Annotated in this window: 3 protein-coding genes; 2 read left to right on the forward strand and 1 reads right to left on the reverse strand. The window is 70.9% G+C overall.

All coding sequences use genetic code 11. The annotated features are described in order from the left end of the window. Window positions 1-138: 138 nt before the first annotated feature. On the forward strand, window positions 139-1674 hold the full coding sequence (locus AB4Y86_RS15795) for a DNA-3-methyladenine glycosylase 2 family protein (RefSeq protein WP_441403135.1): 1536 nt from the start codon (window positions 139-141) through the stop codon (window positions 1672-1674). Next, window positions 1671-2186, forward strand: coding sequence for a methylated-DNA--[protein]-cysteine S-methyltransferase (locus tag AB4Y86_RS15800; RefSeq protein ID WP_441403136.1), 516 nt, complete (start codon window positions 1671-1673; stop codon window positions 2184-2186). Before AB4Y86_RS15795 ends, AB4Y86_RS15800 begins: the two co-directional genes overlap by 4 nt. Window positions 2187-2214: 28 nt before the next feature. Here AB4Y86_RS15800 and AB4Y86_RS15805 read toward each other — a convergent pair whose 3' ends face one another. Continuing rightward, window positions 2215-2955 (reverse strand): maleylpyruvate isomerase family mycothiol-dependent enzyme, encoded by a 741-nt coding sequence (locus AB4Y86_RS15805; protein WP_441403137.1) that lies wholly within the window; start codon window positions 2953-2955, stop codon window positions 2215-2217. Between the last annotated feature and the right edge of the window lie 28 nt (window positions 2956-2983).

Below are 2983 nucleotides of genomic sequence, written 5' to 3' on the forward strand. Positions count from 1 at the left end.
GCGCACGGCATCGGGCGTGCGGCGTGAATCCATCCTCCGACTTTACCAAATCCCGCAACGGCCCCCGCGTCCCACCCCTCCACGGCGGTGTCCGATTTCCGCTAGCGGCCGGCCGCCGGAAGCTGGCATGATGGAGCCATGGACTTTTGGCAGCGCTACCGGGCAATCGATGCCCGGGATACCCGTTTCGACGGGCAGTTCTACACCGCTGTCCGCACCACCGGCATCTATTGCCGGCCCTCCTGCCCGGCCCGGACCCCCAAAGCCGGCAACGTCACCTTCTATGAAACATCCGCCGCCGCGCACGACGCGGGCTACCGGGCATGCAAACGCTGCCTGCCCGAAGCCGTGCCGGGCACCCCGGCATGGAATGTCCGCTCGGACATCGCGGGCCGGGCCATGCGGCTGATCAACGACGGCGTCATCAACCGCGACGGCGTGGAAGGGCTCGCGGCCCGGCTGGGCTACTCCTCCCGCCAGCTCAACCGCATCCTCAGCCACGAACTCGGCGCCGGTCCGCTCTCGCTGGCGCGGGCCAGCCGCGCCCAGACCGCGCGGACACTGCTGGTGTCCACCTCCATGAAGGCCGCCGACGTCGCGTTCGCTGCGGGTTTCAGCAGCGTCCGACAGTTCAACGAGACCATCGCCGAAGTCTTTGCCATGACCCCCTCCGCGCTGCGGGCCACGGCCCGGCACCAGCACGCACCGCCCCGGACCGCCGTGTCCGCCACGGCCCTGACGCTGAACCTGCCCTACCGGGAGCCGTTTGACCCGGGCGTGTTTGATTTCCTGGCGGTCCGCGCTATCCCGGGGATCGAGGAGGGAACCTCCGCCTCCTACGCCCGGACCCTGCGGCTGGCCCACGGAGACGCCCGCTTCCGGGTGGACTACGACGCCGGGACGCCGGGGCGGGAAATGACGCTGACGATCGGAGCCGTTGACCTGCGGGACCTGGCGTCGCTGCTCAGCCGGGTGCGCCGCCTGCTGGACCTTGACGCCGATCCGGTCGCCATCGATGCTTCACTCGGGGACGATCCCCGGCTGGCGGCCAGCGTTGCCGCCGCACCGGGGATGCGGATGCCCGGCGCGGTGGACCCGCAAGAGTTGCTGATCCGTGCCATGGTCGGCCAGCAGATCACCGTGGCGGCGGCGCGGACGGCCCTGGTTCAGCTGTCCGAGTCCGGGAGTGACAGCCTGGTACCGGCGAACGGTTTGCAGCGGATCTTCCCGACGGCGGCCGAGATCGCGGATGCCGGGTACCGGTTGCTCCGCGGGCCGCAGCGCCGGATCGACTCCATCCGCGGTGCGGCCGCGGCGATGGCCGCCGGCGGCCTGGATTTCGGCTACGGCGATGACCTGGCCGGGTTGCAGGCCAAACTCCTGCCGCTACCCGGCGTCGGTCCCTGGACCGTGGGATACCTCGCGATGCGCGTGATCGGCGCCCCGGATGTGTTCCTGGCCAACGACGCCGCGGTCCGCAACGGCATCCGTGCACTGGCGCAGCCTCCGGTTGCTGCGGCAGAACCCGCGGACGCCGGCGTGCCCGGCTTGCTCTCTCCCGATTTTCGGGAGGTCAGCCCTTGGCGCTCCTACGCCACCATGCACCTCTGGCGCGCGGCCGCACAGGCAGCGGCCCGCACCAGGAAGAGACTCCCGAAGAAAGTGACGCCATGAAAGCGCAACTCCTGACCATGTCCACCCCGGATGGCCCGTTTACCATCATTGCCCGGGACGGCGCCGTGCTGGCCTCCGGCTGGACGGCCGTGCCCGGCGAGCTCACCGGACAGATCCACCCGGAGCTGCTGCCCGGCGGGTACGAACCGGTCGCGGACCTCGGCGGCATCTCCGCCGCCGTCGAGAAGTTCTATGCGGGCGACCCTGGCGCCGCCGTGGAGGTGCCGGTCCTGCAGAAATCCGGCCCCTTCCGCAGCCATGCCTGGGACATGCTCCGCACCGTGGCACCAGGGCATCCGGTGACCTACACCGAATACGCGGAACTTTCCGGCAACGCCAAGGCCGTCCGGGCGGCGGCCAGCGCCTGCGCCTTCAACGCGGCCGCGCTGTTCGTGCCGTGCCACCGTGTGATCCGCACCGACGGGAGCCTGGGCGGCTTCCGTTGGGGACTAACCATCAAGGAAAGCCTGCTGGACCGCGAACGCCAGCTCGCTCTGGCCGTGCAGGCCTAGTTCGTCCCGGGCCTGGTTTTTCGCGGGCCTAATTGGAAACGGGTACGCCCGCTGGCCACGGCAGCAGTGCGGGCAGTTCGACGCCGTCGGCCGCGGCTGTTGCACGCAGGCTCCCCAGGGTGGGGGTGCGCCCGGCCAGCCAGGCCGCGATGTCGGTCAGCATGCCGTTGATCACGGTCGAGCGACCGCCCGCGGCACCGATCGCGACGGGCGGCAGGCCGAGGGGCTGGAGCACGAACCGCGCCCCCTCGGGCACCCGCGCGGAGAGGAAATCGAAGAGGTGCTCGCAGAACGGCCGGCTCCAGGTTTCCGGGCCGCGGCCGGTGCCCAGGTCCGTGGCGTGGATGGTCAGTTCGCGCCACAGCGCCAGGCCGCCGTCGAACACGACGCCGCCGCGGTAGCTGATCGGCTTCTGCCAGCCTGCCGCGTCCAGCGCGCCGAAGGCCTTGAGCGCACGGTCCAAGGCGGCGGCCACGGCCGCGCGATGTTGCTCAGCGCTGTGGCCGGCCGCTAGTTCGATGGCGCGGTTGCGCCCCTCGAAGCCGCCATCGTAGAGCTCGACGGTCTCGCCGCGAACGGCATACTCGAGCTGGCGGGCCATCGCGTTGCCGATTCCGGCCAGGTGGGCCAGGACGTGGCCGCGGGTCCAGCCGGGAAGTTCCGACGCGGCAGCGACGTCCTGCTCGGTCAGTGTCGCGGTGATCCCGCTCACGACGCCGGCGGCTCGTCGGAGCTCGGCCAGCAGGTTCTCAGGGGTGATTGAGGTCATGCCGCCCATCCTAACGGAGCGGCCCGCG

The organism is Arthrobacter sp. 2YAF22_2 (genome assembly GCF_052114645.1).
GTDB lineage: Bacteria > Actinomycetota > Actinomycetes > Actinomycetales > Micrococcaceae > Arthrobacter.

Bases quoted from the DNA above. Each gene is read 5' to 3' on its own strand.
- AB4Y86_RS15795 (WP_441403135.1), top strand. From the start codon at position 139: ATGGACTTTTGGCAGCGCTACCGGGCAATCGATGCCCGGGATACCCGT.
- AB4Y86_RS15800 (WP_441403136.1), top strand. From the start codon at position 1,671: ATGAAAGCGCAACTCCTGACCATGTCCACCCCGGATGGCCCGTTTACC.
- AB4Y86_RS15805 (WP_441403137.1), bottom strand. From the start codon at position 2,955: ATGACCTCAATCACCCCTGAGAACCTGCTGGCCGAGCTCCGACGAGCC.